Genomic DNA, 17,960 nt, shown 5'->3' with positions numbered 1-17,960 from the left:
AGGCACTCTTAATAATGGAGAATAAAGTATATTTTTTCACAGAATTAAAACCAGAAAAAGTATCTGTGAAAATTCCAAATTATTTTTTTAAGCAAGGATTATGCGAGGAAGAAAATGATTATATAAAGTTTAAAATTACAGGGTTTTTAGTTAGTCAACAAAATGTTTTTGTAATTTTCCCTAAAGGTATATTTAAAAGTAATGATACTAGTCAAAATTATTTCGTTGCACAAATACTGTTTAAAGCTCTATTAAAGTATAATAAAAAATCTATACAAAAATTCCATATTAATTTTGGAGAAAATAATGAAGATAATAGCTTCCTATCATTAATTAATTGGATAGTTGAAGATTATAAAAAGTATGGATTAATTAAAAGAGAATTCAAAAAGAAGGAATTTAATGGTGATGCGAAAATAAATTGGAGTAAAACTATCAAAGAAACTACTCCTTATATTATTAATGGTAAGGTTTTATACTTAGATACAATAAGTATAAAATCTTTGAGAAGCCTAAATAATGAAATAACTACTGTTCAATATCTTATTTTAAAAGATATTGAAGAAGAGTATGGATGGCTATTAAATTTTAAAATTAAACATTCCTCTAATCTTCTAGATAATCAATATACTTATGAACGAATGAGATTTATTCTTAATAATGCTTTAAGAGTTACTTTCAATCAAAAAGAAATAAATCTATATAAAATGCTGTTAAATTATATTAATAATAAATTAAAAGCAACAGGGAAGAGTGATTTTCAATTACTATATACAAAATATTATCAATACATTTGGGAAGTTATATGTAAACAATTGTTTGAGGATAATGCAAACCTTAAATATTTACTCCCTAAACCATATTGGAAGGTTAATAGTGAAATTCATGAGACAGAACAGATACCAGATATATTAACAGAAGATAATTTAAATAATCTATATATTATAGATGCTAAGTATTATCGATCCTATGATGGCATAAACAATTTGCCGGGATGGAAGGATATTGTAAAACAATTGTTTTATGCTAAGTCTATAGATGATTCTAAATTTAAAAAAATATACAATGTTTTCGTGTTCCCGTCACCAGATGGGGATAGGAAAACAAATCTTCTAAAACATGGTACATCTTCTGTAAACAGGAAAGAGAGTGAATTTGGTGAAATTTATTCATTTAATTTAAATGCATTCTATGCAATGTATTGGTATGTACAGAATGAAAAAGGTAACGTTAAACAGGAATTACTAGATTATTTAGATGATAGAAAAAGGGACGAATAAATTTCGTCCTTTAATATATTTATAGTCTTTATAGTCGTCTTTCGAAAGTTTTTTAGATTATAAAAAGCAATATTGTAAAGGTTTTAAAAAGAAATAAAACAATATATTCTATATTTAACGTAATTATTTTCATTATCGTCAGTAGCATTCATGGAATTGAGTCAATATTTTGGGTACAGGAAAGTTAAATCTAAGCTACTTTGTTAGCCAGATCTTCTATTGCTTGGGAAGTTGTGTAATCAATACTACTATGAATCTTCTTGGAATTATACCATCCTTCAATGTATTGAAATAGTGCTTGATTTTATAACTCGCGAGTAAGGTTTGGAATTCTTGACTTGTATATTGTGTTCCTAAGCCAGCAAGAATGGGACATTCTGATGTTTTTTGAACATAGTAAGCGTTTTTTAGTACTTTTACTACTAGACTCGTTGCCATATTTCGTGAAAATGAATATCCAATAATTTTCTTAGAATACAAATCCATCAAAGATGCCAGGTAACACCAGCCATCTTTTTGCGTGTGAATATAGGTGATATCTGATACCCATTTTTTATTAATTGTCATTGTAGAAAAGTCCCGTTCTAGTAGATTTGTACGCTCTTTTACAGTTGTTTTTGATGAAGAATCAAATTCAATTAACCTTATGGAAACTCAAGTGAAAAATCACTGGAAGAGTATTAAATCTCGATTAGAAAATCTTTAGAAATAAATATTTTGGGAGGTCTGATTCTTTGTAAAGGGTCAGACTTTATTTTTTAGTAAAACTATATCAATGATGTTGTAAGAAAAAAGAAACATGAATTCTTATACAAAAGTATGAAAAAGTGTCACAATGATATTTTACAGGGTAGAGAGTATAAACATAGCAGGAAGAATAAACTTAAGAGATTGCACAAGTTGGTTGGTTTAAGTGTTATGCTTGTTAATATGCGTGTAGGCTATCATACCATCGTCATAAGACATTCCTATTGAAAAAACTTAAAGATACTTATAAAACTAAACAATTACTAACTCAAAGCACTTGATTGTCTATTATGAAAAGAACCATTAAGATGGGACGAGGCAAAAGCACCTTTTATGTTGTATAGTTAAACTATATTATATGAGAGGTGTATTTTTAGGGGGATGATTACATGAAAAGTATTATAAATGTACTAATAATTTTATCAGTATTTTTGCTAGGTTACTTACTTGGTAATATAGGCTTGGAATCCATAGTAGATAAACTTAAAAATGAATTTAAAGAATTAAATTTAGTAGCAATAATAGGTTTTATGTCATCGATAACTACCATAGTTGTTTTCATTGCTTATATTATTGGTAAGTTGTTTGCAATTAAAAAGACGGAATTTACTTTAAAAGAAGTTGTGGAAGTTTCTTATAAAAGTGATATTGAAAAGTATAGAATAATAGATACGTTAGAGTTAGGTGATAACCTCGAAGAATCAATTTATTTTGTATCTTCTGAGCCGATTAGAAAAATTAAGTTTTATGAATATGATTTTGAAAAAGACAAAAATGGAAAATTGGTAAACGAATACGGTGTTTTAAAGAATGGTGAAGCTTTAAAAATTGAAACATTTCTGCCTTGTGGTATTCCAAATTATAATGTTGAATATGAAAGGTTCGATTACGTTAAAGGTAATATTGTACTTGGTGAAAACGGAAAAGACGGATCTTTAAGTAGGAATCTTTCTATTAATCATACTTGGAAGAGTTACTTTTACTACTTAGTAAAATCTTAAAACCTCACTTAAATACAACGAGGTGAGCCACATCATAAATAATGATAAACTTGTATGATAAAAAGGAATTTCTTACTCCATTTCATTAAGAAAGCTCCTTGACTATTAAAGTGAACCCAATTAGTGGAACTTGAACAAAATACCTCTTTAATTCGCATAATAAAACTGTGAATTAAAGAGGTGTTTTTCATTACATTATCCAGAAGAAGTAAATTGGAAAGTAATCGAAATGAAGAAAGAAGGTTATTCCAATCGAACGATTATGGAGAAATTAAGTGTTAAAAATGTAAGTCAAATTAAAAGGGTGATGAAATGGTATCGCATGGATCAAATATATCGTTTCCAACAGCCTGCGGGAAAACAATATCCCTATGGGGAAGGGCCTAAAGAGCTGAGTGAAATAGAACAGCTACGATTAGAGAATAAACACTTGAAGGCTAAACTACTTGTTTTGGGAAAGTACCTGGAAATCGAAAGGGGTTAAAACCAAGTATTATCGCTAAGTTATGGAAGGAATTAAGAACTGAAATGACAGTAAAGGAACTATGCGTAGTGTTAGAATTTCCACGTTCAACGTTTTATTGTTGGTTACCAAAAGCGAAAGTTCTTGGAAACGAAATTGAGAAGAAAATTAAGAAAGTGCATCTATGTCATAAACTACGTTATGGATACCGATTTAAACAGAGGTGTACGACAATATAGAGAATTTAAATACGATATTAGTAGAAAAAGAAAATAATAATACGATACTTGATAAGTTTTTACATAACCATTATTGTAATAATTTTCATGTGTTTCATTCTTGAATAAACTAGAACTGTGAGAAATACAGGTAATTTTTATCTATTAACATCAACTATATAGTATCTCAATATCTTCAAACAATATTATGTAGTATTTTGCAATATTAGAGGTTCGATATCTTAAATGCTTAAAGAGTGTACTTATATAAAAGATATCTCTCGTAATTAAATGAGGGAATAGTCAGTTCATCATGTTTTAGATAAAATATTAATTCATTATAAAAATAGTCCAACAAGAATTTGGCGACTGTTGGGAGTATTGAATTTTTTGGTACATAGGAGATTGGAATATTTGGATTGCTGTCTTTTATGTTGCCAACGTAAGAGACATACTTCTTTTTCTCTCCCCCCAGCTTCTCCCACAACAAACCCCTCAAACTATGCCCCCGATAACTCTCTAACTTCCGTCCTTCATGATAACGAATTCCAGATTTTTTAAGCTCCGCTACATACCATCCCTTTGATCCATAATACATAGGGATCACTTCCTTTTTGCTTTTAAACAGTATATGTTTCAAAAGTCACAACTTTCATTTATCCAAAAGAAATTTAACAATCCCCCTTGAACTTCCCCCAACGTCACCCCCTACGATAAAAAAGAAGACAAACCGAAAGGGGAGTTCCAATGAAAAACACTGCAAGAGAAAAAAGAAATATCGTCATCATGTTGTTGCTATCAGCTGTTTTAGGGATTTTTTCACCATTGTTTATGTACATAACGGTGGCACGTAAAAATGAAGCGTACAAATACCATTGCCGAAAAGTATTTAATTTTCATTTGCTGATATTTCTTCTATTTAATGTTAGTTCACGTATCAGTAGAGTTTTGTTCTGGATTGTATTTGCCTTTGAAGTGATTCAAGTTGTCAGCATTGCATGGAAAGTCATTTGTAATCACCCATACCGTTACTTCATTCGCATTCCGTTATTTAAAGAAGACAAATATGCTGTGGGAGGAGAATAGGTGATGAATAAAGAAATGGAGACAATGCGGAATAAAATTGTCATTGGCATGTTAGCTTTACTTATAGGTATTTATTTTTGGATCAAGAAAAGAAAACAAAATAATTTAGATTATTATTTTGAGGAATACGATAGCTACGAAAACTCAACTCGAAAAAAATTCAATTCTTTATTGCTTGTAGTATGTCTATTCCAGTTAGGTATGTAAATGAAGGGAAAGAAAGGGATATCGGCGATTGTTTCTGATATGCTTCAGTACACAATTACGAAAAGAAATGTTATGTAAAGATTTGAATTATAAACGAAAAAATGAAAAGCAGGTGAAAACATGTCCTGGACAATTAGCGAGTTCGCGAGTATAGGTGATGTGACAGTACGAACACTTCGTTATTATGACAAAATTAATCTATTAAAACCAAGCGATTATACAGAGGGTGGGCACCGTTTATATACGAAGGATGATTTATATGTATTGCAACAAATCCAAGCGTTGAAGCATCTTGGATTTTCACTAGGGGAAGTTCAAAACATCATTTTACAGAATGATATCCCTAAGGAGAATTTTATGGAGCGGATCCATTTTCAAAAAGAGTTGTTATTGGCGGAACAAGAAAGAATTACGAAGGTACTCACACATATGGATGAAATGGCAGCGGTATTGCAGAAAGAAGAAACGGTAGATGTACCTTTATTTTGTTCTTTCTTACAAACATTCATATGGGAGAAGGAAAACAGAGAGTGGTTAGAAGAACGAGGGATACAAGATATCGATGATCAAGAGCTGAAATTGAAATCAAATCAACAGTTCATGCGCTTAATCAAGCAGTTAAAGAGATATAAGAAAGAAAAGAAGGATCCAAAGCACCCAGAGGTTCAAGTTGTTACCAAACAGCTTTCTAAATTAATAGAAGAAATCATTCAAAGTACTGGTGTACCGCAAGATGATTTTAAAAATGTTGTGAAACAAGATGATATTCCATTAACCGAATTTCCTGCTCTTTTGACGAGGGAAGAAGAGCAGTATTTGAAGGAAGCGATGAAGAATATGTAGTTAACAAGCCATATGTAATTTTAAAATAGAGTCACGATGTTTCTATAATCTTTTAACAATAAATTAGTTAAAAATAAAAGACTACATACTATACGTGAAAGAATATAAACAGGGGAATTATGTACAAGGATTTGATTGGTTTTGGAGGAGGACGAAGCCCATAGCGGGAGGCGTATCCGCAGATGCGAAGCATCGAGAACCTTAGAGAATAAGAATAATTAACTAAACAAGCGATTATAAATTAAATAAAAATAATCAGCTATCTAGACAAATGTAGCTTTGTAAAAAAGTTTGATCATTAAGGGGATATGAAATAAACCCTAAATTTGTATAATTAAGTAAAAGGTGAGTTGGTTTTGGAGGTAATTACATGGGTTCAAAAGAAACACCAGAAGAAAAAAGAGAACGCTTAAGACAAAATGAATTAAAAAATAACCCTACAGGTTCTCTGAATGATGGATTAAAGAGATCCGAAAATGGTAATTTAGTTGATTTAGTAGGTGGTATGGGTTGGAAAGGTACAGGTATATTAATTTTAGTGTTAATTTTAGGCTATATTATATACAATTACATTTTCAGTTAGAGGTGAAAGGCTCCTTAACATAATGCGGGTGTGTCCTTGGACAGTAACTCTTAAAAGGATTTTGGAGCACTGACATACAGAGGGATTTTTTATTTTCCTCTTGGAAAGCACTACACTACATTTATAAAAAGATGAGCCGAAAACTAGTGGTGATTTTCGTTTTTTTCTATAGTTGAGTTAGGATATAATATTGAAAAATCAAAAGGGAGGGGACTACAATCGAACACACTAAATTTATTCTATTAAACGAAAGACTGTTATTAAGAGAACTCACAAATAATGATTGGATTGATGTTCATAAATATGCTTCACAAGATAAAGTTTGTGAATATCAACCTTGGGGACCTAATAAAGTAGAGGATTCAAAGGACTTTGTTAAGCAAGTGATTAAAGATGCTTCTCAAGAACCAAGAACAAGATATGTATTTGCAATTGTTCACAAGGATATGGAGAGTGTGGTTGGAGCTGGGGAGTTAAATATTAGAGATTTTACAAATAAAAATGGAGAAATTGGCTATATTGTTAATCCGGATTATTGGGGAAAGGGATTAGCTACAGATGTTGCTAATCTATTGATTGATTTTGGCTTTTCCGAACTTAAACTTCATAGGATATATGCTACTTGTGATCCTAGAAATATAGGTTCATCAAAAGTATTAGAAAAGGTCGGAATGACTAAAGAAGGAAGGATTCGTGAGAACTTGTTAATAAAAGGTGGTTGGAGGGATTCCTTGCTATACAGTATTTTGGAAAACGAATGGCAAGAATAAACTTACAAATCTTCTTTAACTAATTGGTGCTTGAATAAGGAATCGCAAAACTATCAAACTCTTTTATTAATAAGTCATTCAATTTAAAACAAGAAGAGCATGTTTTGATTAATCTTTTTCGAAACGCGCTCTTTTCTTTTGTTCATTTATCGAGGTTAATAGCATTATTTCAAAGCTACACCACATAAATTTGATAAGGTGCCTTTATAGTTTTTGAGAATGTGCATATAGATATTATAATTGAAGGGAAACCAAAATACTGGAGGAATCACGATGCCAACCTACAACAAACTAGTACGCGACCACATCCCAGAAATAATCGAGCATAACGGAAAAACACCAATAACAAGAATACTAGATGAACAAGAATACATAGAAGAAATAGGCAAGAAAATAGGAGAAGAACTAACGGAGTATGTAGAAGCAGAAAGTAAAGAACATAAGATTGAGGAACTAGCTGATTTATTAGAACTTGTAAACGCACTAGCACAGTATGAAGGTGTAACGTTAGAGAATGTGGAAAAAGTACGGAAACAAAAAGCGGAAAAGCGTGGTGGTTTTCAGGAGCGAATCTTTTTAGTTGAGGTACATGATGACTAAAGGTCAGCTTAACCTTGAAAGCATATATTGGCTTTAAATAGTTTTAGAAGTTTCAAGTATTTCACAAGGTGTTGTAAAATGGATATAAATTACATGCGAGAAAGAGCACGATTTGATAGGGAGGCTTCCAAATGCATATGGATGAAGTGGGAAATTTGCAGTTAACGAGCCAGGCTCTTCAGGTAATGAATAATGGAATTGCTTTTACAAGTCATGATGGAACGATCACGTTCAGCAATCAATCATTCTGCAGCATGTTAAACAAAACAGAAAACGAAATAATAGGTAAGCACATATCGATGATTATTCCTAATCATAAAAAGCTAGTAGTGAATCAAAATGATAGTTTGCATAAGTACGAGTGTAAGATTGGTAACCAAGTATTCACTGTGAATGAATTCTCTGTATATCAGGGCGAGAAAGAAGACGGATTGATTGTCATTCTAGAAAGCAATGAAAAGAGTGTGCAGTCTTTGGAAACGATCATTAGTCGGTATGAAAATGCTTTGAATTTACTGTCGGAGTGTATTCTAGGGGTAAATGAGCAAGGGATTGTCAATTTTTTAAGTGGTGCTTATGCGCGGTTTTTAGGAATTGATGATCCGAAGGAAGCGATTGGGAAGCATTGTACGGAGGTTGTCGAGAATACGAGGATGCATATTATCGTGAAGACGGGGCAGGTGGAAATTGGACATATTCAGCATATAAATAATCAGAATATTATTGCAACTCGCATACCTATTGTTAAGGAAGGTAAGATTGTTGGTGCCATCGGTAAAATCATGTTTCATGATATCCAGCAGTTTAAAGCTTTGGGAGATCAGATTTGTGCAATGGAATCAAAGTTATCTTACTATCAAACTGAATTACAGCGGTTGCAAGAAGGTAGGTTGTCCTTTCAAAGTATTATAGGAGAGAGTGCGAAAATGAAAGAAGTGAAAACGATGGCCTTGAAGGTTTCTAAAAGTCGGTCTACCGTTTTGATAAGAGGAGAGAGCGGTACAGGGAAGGAGCTCTTTGCGCATGCGGTTCATCGTGCGAGTCCGCGTGCTAGGGGTTCATTTATTCGTTTGAATTGTGCTGCGATTCCGAGGGATCTTTTGGAGGCTGAATTGTTCGGATACGAAGAGGGGGCTTTTACAGGAGCGAAAAAAGGCGGTAAGCCTGGGAAGATTGAGTTGGCCCATAAGGGAACGTTGTTTTTAGATGAGATCGGTGATATGTCTTTGGACATGCAGGTGAAGTTGCTTCGTGTGCTGCAAGAGAAAGAGATTGAAAGAATTGGTGGTACGAAAATTCAAAAGATTGATGTCCGTTTCATTGCGGCGACACATCGAAACCTCCGTGAAATGGTACAAAGAGGGGAATTTAGAGAGGATTTATATTATAGGTTGAATGTGTTTGCGATTGATATTCCTCCGTTACGAGAGAGAAAGGAAGATATGATACATATAACGGAATTTTTAATTCAGAAATTGAATGGGGAGCTTGGTAGTAGCGTTCTTTCATTGGATGAGAGAGTAAGTGATATATTCATGGAGCATGATTGGCCGGGGAATATTAGGGAACTGGAGAATGTGCTGGAACGGGCGATGAATGTTGTGGAAGGAACAATCATTCAAGTGCATCACCTTCCTGTCTATTTGCGGAAAAAAGATTTGGAAGAAGAGTTAGATCATGAAATATTTGCGGTGGGTCAAGAGGAGAATGAGATGAGTTATTCACTGCAGATGGAAGTGAAATCCGCTGAAAAACGGGCGATTATGAGAGCTTTGGAAAAAACAGCTGGAAATATAAAAGAGGCAGCCGAGCTTTTGGGGATTCACCGGGCCAGCTTATATCGAAAAATAGAAAGATACGGAATATGATGAAGGCATGTAAAGGGCAAATAGGCCCTTTTTTTGTTTGGTTTGCAGTAATACATGCTGTCGCGTTTTTGCGACACTTTCTTATATATGCGACATGATCGCTATCATTTGTAGCACAAATGCGACATGTGAGGGTGTACATGTAAGGGAGACTCGGGGCATGTCCCTGAAGGAATAAGGGAATAGGGAATGAGTCAAGCGTTGGCATGTTTCTTGCTATATAAATAAAAAGGGTTTTAGCAGGAGGGGGATGGAATCTAGTGCTGGAGAATCATAGTTTGCCGTATTTTATTATGCAAAGTATTGAAAAGTCGCCTGATAAGGTGTATTTACAATTTGAAGAACAAAGGGTTACGTATGAGGAGCTCTATCATCGGATTACAAAGGCTGCAGCGGGATTTTGTGAACTCGGTATCCAAAAAGGTGACAAGGTTTGTATTATGCTTCATAACACCCCTGAATATCTGGATGTATGGTTTGCTTTATCTTTTATGGGAGCAATTGCAGTGCCTCTTAATGTGCATTTAAAGGGAGAAGGTCTGCAGTATATTTTATCCCACTCCGATTGTAAGCTAATGATCGTTGATAAGGAATTTGTTTCTCAAATTGCTTCTTGTTTACCATTTATAAAAAGGGAAATTGGGATTGTTGTCTACGGCAATAATAAAAGCGTAATCATTATGGATGATGGTAAAGAACGGCCGGTAATCGGATTGAAAGATGTATTGAATACAAATGATCATCACCTTCCAACTGAAGTTGTTTCCTCTTCTTCTATTAACAGTATCCTTTACACCTCTGGAACGACAGGATTGCCTAAAGGGGTCATGTTAAGTCATTCTGCCTATGTAAATTCTGCCCAGTCATTCGCTACTTATATGGTCGGCGCGAATTCGCAAGATATTTTATTTACAGCGCTGCCGTTATTTCATATTAATGCTCAAGCTCATACAGTACTCGGGGCTATTTCTTCCAATGCGACGATTGCTCTTGGAAAGAGGTTTAGTGCTTCTCATTTTTGGGATGAGATTCGAGGGCATGGCGCAACCATTTTCAACTCATTAGGGTCTATGATTCCGATTCTCTGTAAGCAGCCGGAGAAGGAAACCGATTATGAAAATCCTGCAAGGGTGACGGTTTGTGCCGCTACGCCTAAGGAATTTTGGAAGCCGTTTGAGGAGAGGTTTGGCGTTCGGATTGTGGAAGGTTACGGATTAACGGAAACGACGGGGTTTTGTGTAACGAATCCATTAAACGCTAATAAGCCACCTTCTATCGGAAAACCATATTCCTACGTCGAGACGAAGATTGTGAATGAGGAAGGAAATGAAGTACGGACTGGTGAAATCGGAGAGATTTTCATTCGTTCCTTACAGGCGCAAACATTCATGGAAGGCTACTATAAAATGCCGGATAAAACAGAAGAAGCGATGGAGGGGGGATGGTTCCATACGGGAGATCGCGGTTATCAAGATGAGGAAGGCTACTTATACTTTTGCGATCGAATTAAACAGTGTATTAGGAGACGTGGAGAAAACATCTCTTCTTGGGAAATCGAAAAGGTCGTGAATAATCATCCGAAGGTGCTTGAATCAGCTGCTATTGGCGTCCCGTCAGAAGTAGGAGAAGAGGATGTCAAATTATATGTGATTTTGAAGCAAAGTGAAATTATGTCCCATGAAGAGATTATAGATTGGTGTCAAGAACGTATGGCTTACTTTATGGTACCGCGATACATTCAGTTCAGCGAATCTTTCCCAAAAACCGCCACGGAACGGATTCAGAAGTTCAAGCTGAAGGAGGAAGGAATCGGTACTGCTTGGGATCGCGAGCAGGCCGGGTATGTAATTAAAAGAATGAGTTGAAGACGATGATTTGATCCTGTGCTAATGGGTAGTAAGATGTTTTTTGCTGTACTAGGAAATGTTTGTCTCATTACATGTTGGAAAGAAGGGATTGCATTGGAAAATAAGCGAGTTGTTTCATGGTCTAAAGAAAAAGGAATCGCGACTATTATCATTGATAATCCTCCTGTGAATGTACTGAGTTATGCTGTGATTGAAGAGCTGACGGCGGTGGTCGATGAAATTGAACGAGATGATGAAGTAATTGTTGTCCTCCTAACAGGCGCTGGAGAAAAAGCTTTCGTTGCAGGAGGGGACATCAAGTCATTTCCGGAATGGATTGGAAAAGGAAGTGAATATGCAGAGGAAAAATCATTGTGGCTTCAGAAGCCATTAAATAAAATAGAAAGACTGCCAAAGCCTGTAATCGCTGCGATTAACGGATTAGCGCTTGGGGGCGGGTGTGAGTTAGCCTTATCATGTGATTTACGGATTATAGAAGAACATACCAAAATCGGGCTTCCAGAAGTAAAGCTAGGCTTGTTCCCAGGCGCGGGAGGAACGCAGCGTTTGCCTCGCTTAATAGGAACTGCAAGAGCAAAAGAAATGATGTTCACTGGTGAACCGCTCACTGCCGAAGAAGCTTGGCGAGTTGGTTTGGTGAATCATGTTGTTCCGCGTGGTGAAGCACTGAATAAGGCAAAGGAACTGGCTGGGAAGATGGCTCGATTTTCCCTTCCTGCTTTATCTTTGATGAAGCAATCTATTAATAAGGGGTTATCTCTTTCTCTTGAGGAAGGGCTGAAAGTAGAAGCTCAAAATTTTGGCCGTGTATTTCAAACGAGTGATGTAAAAGAGGGGGTGGAGGCTTTTATAGAAAAGAGAAGCCCGCTTTTTCATCATAAATAAAAAGGCGTGACTATAAATCAGTAACAAGGAACTACATAATAGGATGTCTGCCTCTGGCAGGCATCCTAACAATATATGCAAGCATAGAAGAATATAAAGCGAATTTAAGAGAATCCATTTTATTGAGGGGGATTGCGGTTATGGATTTATTGATTGTGTTGTTATCGCTCGGCTTGCTTATATTTGTGGCTTACCGGGGGTTCTCGGTCATTTTATTCGCTCCGTTATGTGCTTTACTGGCTGTGTTTTTGACTGAGCCGGAACACGTTTTGCCGTTCTTTTCCAATGTTTTCATGGCGAAGATGGTCGGATTCATAAAATTATATTTTCCTGTATTCTTGCTTGGAGCGATATTCGGTAAAGTGGTTGAAATCACTGGTGTAGCAGAGAAAATCGCAAAAATCATCGTCCGTTTTATAGGCGTGAAAAGAGCGATTCTTTCCATCGTGTTGATGGGAGCGATTCTTACATACAGCGGTGTAAGTTTATTTGTCGCAGTATTTGCGATTTATCCATTTGCGGCGCAATTATTTCGCGAAGCGGATATTCCGAAACGTCTCATTCCCGCGACAATTGCATTCAGTGCATTCACGTTTTCTATGGATTCTCTTCCCGGATCGCCTCAAATCCAAAATGTTATTCCAACTACTTTCTTTAAAACAGATATTTATGCAGCTCCCACATTAGGAATCATCGGAGCATTGTTTATTTTTACATGCGGCATGCTGTATTTGGAAAGGTGTAGAAAGAAGGCAGCGGCTAAAGGGGAGGGGTATTTTGGAAAAGGCGGTGCCACTTCTGAAATGGCCGCTACAACTAGCGCGCAAGCGGCACCGACGCCGATGGTTTCAAGCGATGTCATTCCAGCTAGTTACTGGATGGCTTTTCTTCCACTTGTACTAGTTGGAGTAATGAATAAAGTCTTTACAGAATTTATTCCCGTTTGGTATACAAAGGGATTTGATTTTGCATCCATCGGTTTGAAGGAGTACGGAGCAATTGATATGGGACAAGTCGTGGGTATTTGGTCAGTAGAACTGGCACTTCTTATCGGTATATTGAGCGGTATATTATTAAACTTCCAAGCGGTAAAAGAACATTTTCAATCTATTACAAGCGTGGGCGTAAGTGGTTCAATCTTAGCTGCGATGAACACTGCGGCGGAGTATGGATTTGGTGCTGTTATAGCGGCTCTACCTGGCTTTGTTATGATTCAAAATTATTTGACTGGGACATTTTCAAATCCTTTAATCAGCGGAGCAGTCATGACGAATATATTATGTGGGCTAACGGGATCAGGATCAGGCGGAATGAGTATTACATTAGGTTTAATGGCAGAACAATATATTGAAGCAGCAGCGAACTTTGGTATTCCATTAGATGTGCTGCATCGTGTAATTGCAATGGCAGCGGGAGGCATGGATACTCTTCCTCATAACGGAGCAGTTATCACTTTACTTGCAGTTACAGGATTAACGCACCGGGAAGCTTATAAAGAGATTTTTGGTATTACTTTAATTAAGACGGCTGCTGTTTTCTTCGTTGTTGGCGTGTATTTGATGTTTTCTATTGTATAAGCGTATATATAATTGCAAACAAGCCATCATTTTATGAAACGATGGCTTGTTTGTATGTTTTCAATGCCATCTTTTAGAAATATGCGACCATGTACCTATGAAAAGAACCCCTCCTAAGCCCCTTACAATCCCTTCCCAACTCCCTACCAATAAATAAATTACTAAAAAGAAACAAAATAAAAAACAAAAAAACTACTACAAGCATTACTCCAAAAGAATGAATGTCGTAGTAGTTTTTTTAAAATATAAAATTAAATTACCAATTTTCCTCTCTCCTCTTTATATATATGAAGGAAGCGACAATTTCCTATTTACCATTAAGAGTGGAGGGAATAAACATGGCAGTGTACCGTAATGTACAGGTGAATTTTTGGCAGGATGATTTTGTGTTGGATTTAACGCCGGAGGAGCGATATTTTTATATATACTTGCTGACGTGTTCGAAAACGACTCAATGTGGTATTTATCCACTGCCAAAACGTTTGGCGGAGATGGAAACAGGTTACAACAGAGAGACTGTTGAGAAGCTACTGCAGCGGTTCATCGAGTATGGAAAGATATTATATGATGCGGAGACGAAGGAGTTATATATCCAAAATTGGTTGCGTTATAACCCAGTTACGAACACGAACGTGGAGAAATGCGTGTTACGTGAGTTAAAGGCTGTGAAAAGCAAAGAGTTTGTATATATGTTTCTTCAAAAATGCTTGGAGGAAGAGCTGAATATTCCGCTATTACTAGAGCATTTCGGTATGCCTGTTGAAGTGTCTGAGATTATTCCTCAAGAGATTTTTGAAAGCGGTGAAACGGATGGGGAAGTTGAAGAAGTGGAGCCGGGAAGCAGTGTATTCATGTTTTATGAACAAAACTTCGGTAGTTTGTCGCCTTATACTGCGAATGAATTAAGTGAATGGATCGCAGATTTGTCGGAGGAGCTTGTACTGAAAGCACTCCAGATTGCGCATGAAAATAACAAGCGGACAATTGCTTACGTGAAGGGCATTTTACGAGATTGGCACGGAAAGGGATATACAACACTCATTGAAGTAGAGGAAGCGGCAGTGAAGTTTCGGAAGAAGGAAGCGTTTGTCGCTCGCGAGACTGAGAAATTTTTGGAGGAGTGTGAAGAGTGGGAGAAAAACGTACCGTCTGAAGAAGAGTTGCAGAAGTTCTTACAGGAAAAGGGGTGGCGTCCGTGAGCATTCAAAACGCCCAGGCGGAACAGATGGTATTAGGATCTTTGCTTTTTGATGGCGAACTGATTAAGGAATGCCGACTGACCGAGCAGCACTTTTCTACGACTGTGCATCAAGCCATATTTAAGTTGATACGGAAAATAGAGGGAGACGGACAGCCGCTTGATCTTGTTACGCTTGTTTCTAGAATGGAACCTGCTTTTTTGGAACAAGTTGGCGGTATTGAATACTTTGTAAATATGATCGAGAGTGTTCCTACTACTGCGAATTTCTCCTATTATGAGGGGCTTGTTCGGAGTGCGTGGAAAATGAATCGTGCGGGAAGCGTGGCGCACAGCATGTGTGAACAGCTTCTTGCGGAAAAGGATGAGAAAGTAATCGGTGAGACGATTACAGCGCTTTGCGAACTGGAAGAGGGGGATTGTACACTTGATTTTGATTTGAAGGATACTTTAGTTGGCTTGTATGAAGAGCTTCATCAAGATACAGAAGAGCTCACAGGTATTGAGACCGGCTTTTCGGCTTTAAACAAGATGACGTGCGGTTTGCAGGAAGGTGACTTCGTTGTGATTGGTGCCCGGCCTTCTATAGGAAAAACGGCGTTCGCTTTAAATAGTGCGCTTCATGCGGCAAAATCGGGTGCGGCAGTGGGGCTGTTCTCCTTGGAGATGAGCGACAAGCAACTGCTGAAACGAATGGTTTCCTGCGTCGGTGAAGTATCGGGGAAAAGGCTGAAAAATCCAAAGCATCGTTTTACGATAGAAGACTGGGGAAAAACAAGCCAGGCATTTGCAGAAATTGGAGATCTACCCCTGGAGATTTATGATAAGGCAGGCGTCACAACGCAAGAAATTTGGGTGCAAGTACGAAAGCTGAAACGAAAGCATGCGGATAAAAAACTGCTCGTCATTATTGATTATTTGCAACTGATTACAGGCGATTCGAAATATAGGGGAAACAGGTTTCAGGAAATGAGTGAAATCTCCCGTAAGCTAAAGCTAATGGCGCGTGATTTAAATGTGTGCGTAGTAGCGCTGTCGCAACTATCCCGTGCCGTGGAGTCGCGACATGATAAGCGTCCGCTTTTGTCTGACCTGCGGGAAACAGGGCAAATTGAGCAAGATGCTGATGTAATTATGCTGATGTATCGGGAGGATTATTATGATAAAGATACGGAGAACAAAGATGTTACAGAGATTCATGTGGCGAAGCATCGGAATGGGCCTGTTGGGATGATGAAGTTACGGTTTTTGAAGGAGTACGGGAGGTTTGTGGGGGAGAAGAAGCAGACTTCGTGATTTACGTAAAATGGCTGAGAAATCTAATAGATATATTGTATCCTACATGAACTGTGGGCCATCAGTGAGGAATGAAGAACACCCTCACTGATGGAAGTTTCATTCTATTGTACGTCGCTTTCTAAAATCGAGAATGTCTTCTTCTCACAATTTATTTCTGCCATTACACCGTAAGGTAAAATACACTTAGGTTCGGTATGACCAAAATTTAAATTATAAAGAATCGGTACATCTTCTAAACCATATTCTTTCATAACCGTTAAAATTTCTTGTTTATATTCTTCATAATACTTTTCGTCTTTTGGTTTGCCGAAAATGATTCCATTTGTGTTTTGTAAAATCCCTTGCGCTGCATAATTTCGTAACCAATATCTTATATAAGTTGGATCTGGCTTTTCTTCAGATGTTTCAAAGAACAGAATGCTGTTTTCCCAATATTTTTTCTCAGGCCAAAGTTCTGTTCCTTTTGCGAACTCCAGTACTTCTATACAACCTCCAATCAAACGACCTTGTACGATACCTGAGCCTTGAAGTAGTTCATATCCAGTGTTCTGCTGCATTGTACGCCGTTTACTTTTGTTCGATTCGATCCATTCTAAATGCTCACTCGTCCATTCTGTAGCCGGTTGAATTTCACCAATCATTTCATTTGAAAAGAGTGTTCGATTTACCATTTCAATTGTATATGGATCCATCTCAACGTTTTCAGCAAAATCGGTTAAAATGGCTGGACCATAAAAAGAAGAAATGCCCGCTTTATGACAAAATAAATGTGGAATGGTCACATCTGAATAGCCCATAAAAATTTTTGGATTTTCACGTATAACGTCAAAATCAATATAAGGAAGTAAGCGAATGCTATCTTCTCCGCCAATATTTGCAAAAATCCCTTTAATGTTTTTATCTTGAAATGCTGTCATTAAATCTATCGCACGGGCTTGTGGATTCTCGTAAATATACTCTGAACCTTTCAAACTATTGGGCATAGGTACAACCACAAGACCAAAAACTTCTTCTAATCTTTTTACCCCTTGTTCATAACGCCACCTTAGTTCCGGATCGCCTGCGCCTCCCCATGAAGGACTTACTGTTGCAATACGATCTCCCGGTTGTAATCTCTTTGGTTTTATTAACACTTTAACTCCCACCCTTATATAATTCGATTAACTATGATTATACGATCCGCATAGTTGAAGAACATAGCATATGAATTTAGTTTCTATATCATCAAGAAATCCCCTGCTATTATTCAAGAATATGGTCCGTTTGCTAACTAAGAATAACCGGAAATCCATCTTTATTGAGGTGAAATAATTCGGTTTATTTTTTTATTTTGGCGTTTTTAGATGAGGATGACAATCGTACAGATAAGGTGACTTCTCAGTACATAGCACTTTATCAATTCAGGGTATTGCCAGCATGTTTCTACTCAAAGTTCAGCAAAGGCAAAGAAGGTAGGTGGGGGGAGGG

15 protein-coding genes and 3 pseudogenes are annotated in these 17,960 nt (G+C 36.6%); 15 read left to right on the top strand and 3 right to left on the bottom strand.

All coding sequences use genetic code 11. The annotated features are described in order from the left end of the window. The first annotated feature begins 14 nt into the window (after positions 1 to 14). Positions 15 to 1,280, top strand: a complete 1,266-nt coding sequence (locus AZF08_RS22695; RefSeq protein WP_033676683.1) for an LlaJI family restriction endonuclease — start codon at positions 15 to 17, stop codon at positions 1,278 to 1,280. 190 nt (positions 1,281 to 1,470) lie between these two features. Here the strand turns inward: AZF08_RS22695 and AZF08_RS22690 are convergent. Continuing rightward, positions 1,471 to 1,904, bottom strand: a pseudogene (locus tag AZF08_RS22690) (DDE-type integrase/transposase/recombinase); the annotation flags it as partial. A 512-nt stretch (positions 1,905 to 2,416) separates the two neighbouring features. Here AZF08_RS22690 and AZF08_RS22685 point away from each other — a divergent pair. Then, positions 2,417 to 3,028 (top strand): hypothetical protein, encoded by a 612-nt coding sequence (locus AZF08_RS22685; RefSeq protein ID WP_033676686.1) that lies wholly within the window; start codon positions 2,417 to 2,419, stop codon positions 3,026 to 3,028. 229 nt (positions 3,029 to 3,257) lie between these two features. Beyond that, positions 3,258 to 3,703: pseudogene (locus AZF08_RS30195) on the top strand (IS3-like element ISBt2 family transposase); the annotation flags it as partial. A gap of 490 nt (positions 3,704 to 4,193) precedes the next feature. Here the strand turns inward: AZF08_RS30195 and AZF08_RS29205 are convergent. Then, a pseudogene (locus AZF08_RS29205) lies at positions 4,194 to 4,307 on the bottom strand (YflJ family protein); the annotation flags it as partial. A gap of 149 nt (positions 4,308 to 4,456) precedes the next feature. On the opposite strand from AZF08_RS29205, the gene AZF08_RS22670 reads away from it, so the two are divergent. The 12 genes from AZF08_RS22670 to dnaB all read left to right on the top strand — a co-directional run bounded on the left by AZF08_RS22670 (position 4,457) and on the right by dnaB (position 16,490). Beyond that, on the top strand, positions 4,457 to 4,795 hold the full coding sequence (locus AZF08_RS22670; protein WP_033676690.1) for a DUF4870 domain-containing protein: 339 nt from the start codon (positions 4,457 to 4,459) through the stop codon (positions 4,793 to 4,795). Beyond that, positions 4,796 to 5,002 carry a hypothetical protein gene (locus tag AZF08_RS22665; RefSeq protein ID WP_033676692.1) on the top strand — a complete coding sequence of 69 codons (207 nt, stop codon included), beginning with the start codon at positions 4,796 to 4,798 and terminating at the stop codon, positions 5,000 to 5,002. It abuts the gene before it with no gap. Between the two features lie 120 nt (positions 5,003 to 5,122). Beyond that, positions 5,123 to 5,845, top strand: coding sequence for a MerR family transcriptional regulator (locus AZF08_RS22660; RefSeq protein ID WP_033676695.1), 723 nt, complete (start codon positions 5,123 to 5,125; stop codon positions 5,843 to 5,845). Between the two features lie 370 nt (positions 5,846 to 6,215). Beyond that, a complete protein-coding gene (locus tag AZF08_RS22655) occupies positions 6,216 to 6,428 on the top strand; it encodes a DUF6366 family protein (RefSeq protein ID WP_033676697.1) in 213 nt (70 codons plus the stop codon). 236 nt (positions 6,429 to 6,664) lie between these two features. Beyond that, a complete protein-coding gene (locus tag AZF08_RS22650) occupies positions 6,665 to 7,198 on the top strand; it encodes a GNAT family N-acetyltransferase (protein WP_033676699.1) in 534 nt (177 codons plus the stop codon). Between the two features lie 273 nt (positions 7,199 to 7,471). After that, positions 7,472 to 7,798, top strand: coding sequence for a nucleoside triphosphate pyrophosphohydrolase (locus AZF08_RS22645; RefSeq protein ID WP_033676701.1), 327 nt, complete (start codon positions 7,472 to 7,474; stop codon positions 7,796 to 7,798). A 131-nt stretch (positions 7,799 to 7,929) separates the two neighbouring features. Further along, positions 7,930 to 9,666 carry a sigma-54-dependent Fis family transcriptional regulator gene (locus AZF08_RS22640; RefSeq protein WP_033676703.1) on the top strand — a complete coding sequence of 579 codons (1,737 nt, stop codon included), beginning with the start codon at positions 7,930 to 7,932 and terminating at the stop codon, positions 9,664 to 9,666. Positions 9,667 to 9,926: 260 nt separating this feature from the next. Then, positions 9,927 to 11,531, top strand: a complete 1,605-nt coding sequence (locus AZF08_RS22635) for an ATP-dependent acyl-CoA ligase (protein ID WP_033676704.1) — start codon at positions 9,927 to 9,929, stop codon at positions 11,529 to 11,531. 96 nt (positions 11,532 to 11,627) lie between these two features. Beyond that, positions 11,628 to 12,419: an enoyl-CoA hydratase gene (locus AZF08_RS22630; RefSeq protein WP_033676744.1), complete on the top strand. Its 792-nt coding sequence runs from the start codon at positions 11,628 to 11,630 to the stop codon at positions 12,417 to 12,419. A gap of 140 nt (positions 12,420 to 12,559) precedes the next feature. After that, complete coding sequence (locus tag AZF08_RS22625) at positions 12,560 to 13,996, top strand: GntP family permease (RefSeq protein ID WP_033676706.1); 1,437 nt, start codon at positions 12,560 to 12,562, stop codon at positions 13,994 to 13,996. Between the two features lie 338 nt (positions 13,997 to 14,334). Beyond that, the gene (locus AZF08_RS22620; RefSeq protein ID WP_033676709.1) at positions 14,335 to 15,195 is read left to right on the top strand and encodes a DnaD domain-containing protein; all 861 of its coding nucleotides are present in this window, start codon (positions 14,335 to 14,337) and stop codon (positions 15,193 to 15,195) included. Further along, positions 15,192 to 16,490, top strand: a complete 1,299-nt coding sequence (dnaB, locus tag AZF08_RS22615) for a replicative DNA helicase (protein ID WP_033676711.1) — start codon at positions 15,192 to 15,194, stop codon at positions 16,488 to 16,490. Before AZF08_RS22620 ends, dnaB begins: the two co-directional genes overlap by 4 nt. 104 nt (positions 16,491 to 16,594) lie before the next feature. Here the strand turns inward: dnaB and AZF08_RS22610 are convergent, their stop codons facing one another. After that, the gene (locus AZF08_RS22610; RefSeq protein WP_033676712.1) at positions 16,595 to 17,626 is read right to left on the bottom strand and encodes a S66 family peptidase; all 1,032 of its coding nucleotides are present in this window, start codon (positions 17,624 to 17,626) and stop codon (positions 16,595 to 16,597) included. Between the last annotated feature and the right edge of the window lie 334 nt (positions 17,627 to 17,960).

This window comes from Bacillus gaemokensis (assembly GCF_001590835.1).
Classification (GTDB): Bacteria; Bacillota; Bacilli; order Bacillales; family Bacillaceae_G; genus Bacillus_A; species Bacillus_A gaemokensis.
The sequence above is the reverse complement of the archived record's forward strand: the minus strand, read 5'-3'. Positions and strand labels throughout refer to the sequence as shown.